General features: G+C 71.7%; 7 protein-coding genes. 2 read left to right on the forward strand and 5 right to left on the reverse strand.

Annotation, left to right across the window (positions count from 1 at the left end; all coding sequences use genetic code 11):
- From CCN42_RS32490 to sfnG, 5 genes are all read right to left on the reverse strand, one after another.
- The coding region (locus tag CCN42_RS32490; RefSeq protein WP_107427679.1) for an LLM class flavin-dependent oxidoreductase at positions 1-1148 on the reverse strand (1148 nt) is incomplete at its 3' end.
- A 28-nt stretch (positions 1149-1176) separates the two neighbouring features.
- On the reverse strand, positions 1177-2373 hold the full coding sequence (locus CCN42_RS32495; RefSeq protein ID WP_086740968.1) for an SfnB family sulfur acquisition oxidoreductase: 1197 nt from the start codon (positions 2371-2373) through the stop codon (positions 1177-1179).
- A complete protein-coding gene (gene ssuE, locus CCN42_RS32500) occupies positions 2370-2927 on the reverse strand; it encodes an NADPH-dependent FMN reductase (protein WP_086740969.1) in 558 nt (185 codons plus the stop codon). The genes CCN42_RS32495 and ssuE overlap by 4 nt, the downstream gene beginning before the upstream one ends.
- Positions 2928-2939: 12 nt before the next feature.
- On the reverse strand, positions 2940-4157 hold the full coding sequence (locus CCN42_RS32505; protein WP_086740971.1) for an acyl-CoA dehydrogenase family protein: 1218 nt from the start codon (positions 4155-4157) through the stop codon (positions 2940-2942).
- Between the two features lie 44 nt (positions 4158-4201).
- Positions 4202-5329, reverse strand: coding sequence for a dimethylsulfone monooxygenase SfnG (gene sfnG, locus CCN42_RS32510; RefSeq protein ID WP_086740973.1), 1128 nt, complete (start codon positions 5327-5329; stop codon positions 4202-4204).
- Positions 5330-5735: 406 nt separating this feature from the next.
- Between sfnG and CCN42_RS32515 the strand changes: the two genes are divergently transcribed.
- A complete protein-coding gene (locus CCN42_RS32515; RefSeq protein ID WP_086740974.1) occupies positions 5736-6644 on the forward strand; it encodes a LysR family transcriptional regulator in 909 nt (302 codons plus the stop codon).
- Positions 6645-7020: 376 nt separating this feature from the next.
- On the forward strand, positions 7021-7433 hold a 413-nt coding region (locus tag CCN42_RS32520; RefSeq protein ID WP_422641221.1), incomplete at its 3' end, for an ABC transporter permease.

Below are 7433 nucleotides of genomic sequence, written 5' to 3' on the forward strand. Positions count from 1 at the left end.
GGGGCGGCGAAGGGGACCTGGGCGGTGGGCCGCACCCGCGCCGCGTCGCGGAACGGGTGGGTCCACAGTCCCTGGTGCTCGAGCTCGGGCAGGACGCCTTCGCCGAACCAGTAGGCCTCCTCCAGGTGCGGGTAGCCGGAGAGCACGAACTCGTCGATACCGAGCCGGTGGTACTCGACGATCCGTTCGGCCACCTCGGTGTGGCTGCCGACCAGTGCCGTGCCCGCGCCGCCCCGTACCAGCCCGATGCCGGCCCACAGGTTCGGGTGGATCTCCAGGTCGTCGCGGCTGCCGCCGTGCAGGGCGAGCATCCGCCGCTGGCCTTCCGACTCGCTGCGGGCCAGTCCCGCCTGGACGGCGTCGACTGCCTCGGGGTCGAAGCCGTCGAGGAGCCGGTCGGCCTCGGCCCAGGCCTGTTCGGACGTGTCACGCGTGATGACGTGCAGGCGGATGCCGAACTTGAGGGTGCGTCCCTGCCGGGCCGCCAGCCGGCGGATCCACGCGATCTTCTCGGCGACGGCGGCGGGCGGTTCGCCCCAGGTGAGGTAGACGTCCGCGTGCCGGGCGGCGATCTCGCCGGCGACCGGTGACGAACCTCCGAAGTACACCGTCGGGACCGGGTCGGGCACCCGGGCCAGCGTGGCGTCCTCGACCTGGAGGTGTTCGCCGGTCAGGTCCACGGTCTTGCCGTGCCACAGCTCCCGGACGATCTGGAGGAACTCCCCGGTGCGGCGGTACCGGTCGTCCTTGTCGAGGAAGTCGCCGTAGGCGCGCTGTTCGTGGCTCTCGCCGCCGGTGACGACGTTGAGCAGCAGCCGTCCCCCGGTCTGCCGCTGGAACGTGGACGCCATCTGCGCGGCGAGCGTCGGTGAGACGAAGCCGGGCCGGAAGGCCACCAGGAACTTCAGCCGCTCGGTGTGCCTGCTGACCATCGCGGTGGTCAGCCAGGCGTCCTCGCACCAGGCGCCGGTCGGGGTGAGCGCGCCCACGAAGCCCAGGTCCTCCGCGGCCCGCGCGATCTGGCTCAGGTAGGCGACCGTCGGCGGCCGGTCGCGGCCGGAGGAGCCGGCCGGGGTGCCGTGGCCGCCGCCGACGACGTGGCGGCTGTCGCCGTTGGTGGGCAGGAACCAGTGGAAGGTGAGGGACATGAGAGCTCTCCGTTCGGGGGACGTCCGTCTACAGCAGCCCGTGGCGGGGCGGCCGGGTGCCGTTGAGGGTGTACCGGCCGATGTGCTGCACCTTCCAGCGGGCCGGGTCGTGCAGGGTGTGGGTGCGGGCGTCGCGCCAGTGCCGGTGCAGGCCCAGGGAGTCGAGCGCGGCGCGGGTGCCGGCGACCTCGAAGAGGGCGCTGCCGATCTCCACGGCGGCCTCGGCCGCCGTCACCTTGGCCGCCGCGACCGCGATCGAGGCCTCGGCGGCCGAGTCGTCGGTCAGGTCGGCGCGGGCGGTGTCCACGGAGCGCGCCGCTGCGGCGAGCAGCGCCTCCGCGGCCCGCGCCCGGATCGCCAGTTCGCCGAACCGCTGGATCAGCAGCGGGTCCTCGGCGGCGGTCCGGTGTCCCTCGTCGACGCTCTCGAACCAGGGGCGGCTCCTGGTGCGGACGAACTCGGCCGCCTCCGCCAGCGCGCCGGAGGCGATCCCGGCGTCGATGGCGGCGTGCAGCAGCTGGGCGACGGCGCCGTGGAGCTGCGGTCCCCGGAAGGTGAGGTGGTGCGGCACGACCCGGTCGGCGGGGACCGGCACCGACTCCAGGCGGACGGTCCCGCTGGCGGTGGTGCGCTGTCCCATGCCGTCCCAGTCGTCCAGGACCGTGAGTCCCGGCGCGTCCCGCGGGACGAACGCCACGTGCAGGTTGTCGTCGTCGGCGCGGGCGAGGACGGGGATCCAGTGGGCGAAGAGGGCGCCGGTGGAGTAGTGCTTGACGCCGTCGAGGAGGTACGACCCGTCGGGGCGGCGCGCGAGCCGGGTACGGATGTCCTGCACATGCTGGGTTCCCGCCTCGGACTGGGCGTTGCCGAGCCGCTTCCCCCGCAGCACCTCGCCGAAGAGGAACCGCTGCTGCTCGTGCGTCCCCTGCCGGCGCAGCACGTTGACGTACACGAAGTGGCTCTGCGGGATCTGCGCGAGGCTGGCGTCGGCGGCGGCCAGCCGCCGGAAGATCTCGGCGAGCGTCTCGGCGCGGACGTCGGCGCCGCCGAACTCGGCCGGCACCGTCACCCCGAGCAGCCCGGAGGCGGACAGCAGCTCCAGCTCCGCGTGCGGCAGCCGGCGCAGCGCGTCCCGCTCCGCGGCGCCCTTGCGGAAGTCCGCGGCCAGCTCGCCGGCGACGTCGAGTGCCTCGGCGTCGCCGGCGATCAGGGGCGGGGCGCTCATCCGGTGGCCGCCAGCAGGGTCGTACGACCGCCCAGGGCGAGCGAGAACTGGTCCGTGACCTGGGCGAGGGCCTCGGCGGAGGCGGGCGCGACGGTCAGCGAGCCGTCGTCGGCGACCGTGATGTCCTTGTCGAGGGTGAACCAGCCGGGCGTGATGTGCGCGGCTCCCAGGGAGGCGAGGACCGGGCGCAGGGCGTAGTCGATGGCCAGGACGTGGGCGGTCGTGCCGCCCGTGGCGAGGGGCAGCACGGTCTTGCCGGCCAGGGCGTACTGCGGGAGGAGGTCGAGCATTGACTTCAGCAGCCCCGAGTAGGCGGCTTTGTAGACCGGGGTGCCGATCACGACGCCGTCCGCCCGTGCGAACAGCGCGGTGGCCTCGGCGATCGCCGGATGGCCTGCGTGCGCGTGCAGCAGGGCCTCGGGAGGGAGGGTGCGGACGTCCAGCGGGATCACCTCGTGCCCCTGTGCGGTGAGCCGGTCGTCCAGGTGGCGCAGCAGGCGTGCGGTGCGGGAGGTGGCGGAGGGGCTGCCGGAGACGGAGAGAACGGTGGCCATGCGAGGAACCCTTCAGGAGTACCAGGTGGGCTGCGGCAGTTCACCGGTGAGGACGTGGCGGCCGACCTCGCGGCGCTTGTAGGCGACCGGGTCGTGCAGCGTGTGGGTGCGGACGTTGCGCCAGAAGCGGTCGAGGCCCTCCGCGGAGGCGGTGGCACGCGCGCCGGTCACCTCGAAGATGCTGTTGGTGACCTCCAGGGCCACGTCGGTGGCGCGGGCCTTCACCGCGGCCACCCGGACCTCGAACTCGCCCCGGGCCGCCTCCGTGACGGCGTCCGGGTCGTCGTGCAGTTGCCGGCCCTCCGCGGCCACCGCGTCGGCCAGGGCCTCGACGGCCCACAGCTTGGCGGTGAGGTCGCCGTAGATGTCGATGACGTACGGCTCGTCGACGGCGCGCTCATGGCCGCCGTGGAGCCAGGGCCGGGACTTGGTCCGGGTGTAGGCCGCGGCGGTCTCCAGCGCGCCGGCGGCGATGCCGAGGTAGAAGTTGACGAAGACGAGCTGGATGGTGGGCACGTTGAGGGTGTTGTAGACGCGCGGCTGGAACCGCTTGTCGATGTAGCCGGCCGCAGCGGACCAGGGGACGCGTACGGCGTCGAGGGTGACGCCGCCGCTCTCGGTGAGGCGCTGGCCGATGTTGTCCCAGTCGTCATGGAAGGTGAGACCTTCGCTGTCGGACGGGACGATGGCGAAGACGTGGTCGTCGGTGCCCTCCAGGACGCCTTCCAGCACGGTGACGTCGGAGACCTTGCTGCCGGTGGAGAAGGACTTGCGGCCGGTGAAGGTGAGGGTGTCGCCCTCGTCGCGGACCACCACGTCCTCGTCGCGCGGGTTGACCGCGCCGCCGAAGAACCACTGGTTGCGGGCGGCCTCGGCCTCCACGTGCTCCCACTGTTCGCGGGTGCCGACCAGCCGGGCGGCCCAGTTCCACAGGTAGTGGTAGCCGAGCAGCTGGCCGATGGAGCCGTCGGCCTTGGCGACCTCGCGGACGACGCGGTAGGCGGTGGGCCAGTCCTGGCCGGCGCCGCCGTGCTCGACGGGCCCGAGGAGGGTGACCAGGCCGGCCTCCTTCAGCAGCCGGACCTCGGCGTACGGGGTGGCGGCGGCCTTGTCGCGGGCCGCCGCGTCGGAGGCGAGGACGGCGGCGACCTCGGCGGCGCGGGCGATCCAGCCCTCCGCGTCGCTCGGGGCGGGGACGGACTTCCAGTCGGCCGGTGCGGTGATGCTCATGGGGGTTCCTTCCGGTGCGGGTTCGGTCGTGTGCGGATCGGTGGTCAGGAGTGGGCGGGGACGGGCTCGTACTCCGGCTGCTGTGCCTCGAGTTCGCGTACGAGGGGCAGGACGCGTTTGCCGAAGTACTCGACCTCCTCCAGGTAGTGCAGGAAGCCGAGGAGGAAGAGGTCCACTCCCCGACGCTTGTAGGCGACGATCCGCTCGGCGATCTGTTCCGGGGTGCCGATCAGGCCCGTGCGGAAGCCGTCGTTGTACTGGACGAGGTCCTCGAAGCCCGAGTCCTGCCACATGCCCTTGCCGTCGGCGGTGGACCGGCCGGCCTGCTGGACGGCGTCGCGGAAGCCGTGGACGGCCGGTGTGTCGGCCTTGGCGACGATCTCGCGGAGCGTGTCGCGGGCCTCGGCCTCGGTGTCGCGGGCGATGAGGAAACCGTTGAGGCCGAACTTCGGTGGGGTGCGGCCCGCTCGGGCGGCGGACGCGCGGACGTCGGTGATCTGCTCGGTGACGCCGTCGAAGTCCTTGCCGTTGCTGAAGTACCAGTCGGAGACGCGGCCGGCCATGGCGCGGGCGGCGGTGGAGTTCCCGCCCTGGAAGATCTCCGGGTGCGGGCGCCCGGGGACGTCGAGGGGCTTGGGCTTGAGGGAGAAGTCCCGCAACCGGTAGAAGTCGCCCGCGAGTTCGGTGTGGTCCTCGGTCCAGATCTGACGCAGGGCGCGGATGAACTCCTCGGAGCGGCGGTAGCGCTCGTCGTGCTCCAGCCAGGGTTCGCCGAGGGCGGTGAACTCGCCCTTGAACCATCCGCTGACGACGTTGACGGCGAAACGGCCGCCCGACAGGTGGTCGGCGGTGGCCCCGAGTTTGGCGAGGACTCCGGGGTGCCACAGGCCGGGGTGGACGGCGGCGATGACCTTCAGCCGCTGGGTCGCCAGCAGCAGCGCCAGACTGAAGCTGGTCGACTCGTGCTGGAACTCGGCGCCGTAGCTGGCCATGTAGCGGACCTGGCTGAGGGCGTAGTCGAAGCCGCTGTTCTCGGCGAGGACGGCCAGTTCGCGGTTGTAGTCGTAGCCCCAGTCGGTGCGCTGCTCGATGGTGCTGGTGACCAGGCCGCCGCTGACGTTCGGCACCCAGTAGGCGAAGCGGACGGGGTCGGATCCGGGCGGTACGGGCATGGGGAACTCCTGGCATGAGTACGCAACGGAAAAGAGCGCGCGTGCGTGTCAGAGAAACTGCTCAGTGATCGGGATTCGGGCGTGCGGGGACGATGTCCCCGGAAAGCCGGAAGCACTACGGCAAGCGGCTCGCAGTGGAATTCACGAAGACAGACCGGTGCGAGTTCGAGGGTTTCCCTCGGGTGCGCTCAGACCCGACGGCGACAGCGGGAGCTGCAGACACGCGCGAGGTCGACGTGGCGTCGCCGCGTGAGATCCTGTCGCTTCATGTCATCGATCAAAGCAGCGGGGAGTCCGGCCGGTCAAGAATGCCCGGCGTCGATTCCGCATACTGACAGCAGGTATTCACGAGGTTGTGACAGGGATTCCCTTGAACCCGGCCGACGACGACGGCACTCTCGCTGTCGTGCGTATCGAACAGCTCGAATACATCGCGGCCGTCACCCGCTCGGGTTCGCTGCGGCGGGCCGCCGAGGAACTGCACCTGTCCCAGCCGGCGCTGAGCGAGACCGTGCGCAATCTGGAGCGTGAGCTGGGCGTGGACCTGCTGGAGCGCAAGCGGTCCGGCGCGAAGGTCAGCGACGAGGGCCGGGAGCTGCTGCCGTACATCATGGGCGTGCTGGACGCGGTCGACCGCTTGCGGGGCGCGGCCGGGGATCAGCATCGCATCAGCCGTATGGTCCGGCTCGGCACGGTCAACACGGCCACGGTTCCGCTGGTGATCCCGACCGTGCGGGAGTTCCGGGCCGTCCACCCGCGCACCCAGGTGGAACTCGTCGGCGCGCAGCACTCCGAGATCCATCGCGGGCTGCTGGAGGGCGCGTTCGACCTGGGGCTGGTGAACTACCTCGGCGGTGACGACATGCCGCCCGGCTTCGAGACGACGGAACTGTTGCGCGGCCGCCCGGTGGTGTGTGCGCGCGCGGACAGCCCGCTTGCCGCCCTGGAGGCGGTGGGCGTGGACGATCTCCTGGCCGAACCGCTGATCGTGATGCGGTCCGGCTATGTGATGCACCGGTTCGTGCACCGGCTGCTCGACGGCCGTACGCCGTCCTTCTCGTACTCCACCGACGGCGCGGAGATGGGCAAGCTGATGGTCGCCGAAGGCCTGGGGGCGACCGTGCTGCCCGACTTCAGTGTCGTCGGCGACCCGCTGGAGCGCCGCGGCGCGATCACCGTGCGGCCGCTGGCGGGTGACGCGACCGATGTGCTGCTGGTGCTGCAGAGCCGTCCCTCCGGCCCGGTGGCGCGGGCCGTCAGCGATCTGCACGGTCTGTTCGTACGCAACGCCCGGGCCTATGGCGGCCCTTCGTGAGGCTGACCGGCCCGCGTGCCGTGTTCCAGAGAGTGGACGCCGGTTGGTGCGCGGCGGGGACTGAGGTAGAAATGGGCCTCATGAATCCCGAGCCCTTGGTGCGACGCCTGGTCATCGACCTGTGCCGACGCCCTGGCTCGTGTTGTCGCTGATCCTGCTCGTTCCGAACCGTCCTGACGTGCGGTGACACCACCCGCACCACGGCGGTTCCACGCGCCCTGTCGCACAGCGCGCGCTCCCCCTTCTCGTTCGGCATGACTCTCGCCCGGGACCGGCCGCCCCTGTCCGCCGGCGGCAACCGCTCATGTCCCGGCGCCCCTGGAGGACGCCCGTGTCCCTGACTCCCACCGTGCTCAAGCCCGCCGACCCGGCCGGTGTGCCGCCCGAAACCCGGACGCCGGTGCGGGGCGTGCGGGCGCGTGTACGCCGTGCCGCGCTGCCGCTCGGCTCGCTTCTGCTCTTCCTCGTCCTGTGGCAGTTGCTGGCGGCGAGCGGGACATGGAGCCGGACGCTGGTTCCGCCGCCGTCCGCGGTGTGGGACGCGTTCGTCGACGTCTCCACCACGCACGACGGCGTACGGGGCTACAACGGCACCACCCTCGTCGAGCACCTGGGCATCAGCCTGCGGCGCATCGCCCTCGGCGCCGGTATCGGCGTCGCCGCCGGTGTCGTCCTCGGGCTGCTCATGGGCACCGTCGGCTGGGTGCGCTCGTTGTTCGAGCCCTGGATCACGTTCCTTCGGACCCTGCCACCGCTGGCGTACTTCTCGCTCCTCGTCATCTGGCTGGG

It is taken from the genome of Streptomyces glaucescens (assembly GCF_002154375.1).
Lineage (GTDB): Bacteria > Actinomycetota > Actinomycetes > Streptomycetales > Streptomycetaceae > Streptomyces > Streptomyces glaucescens.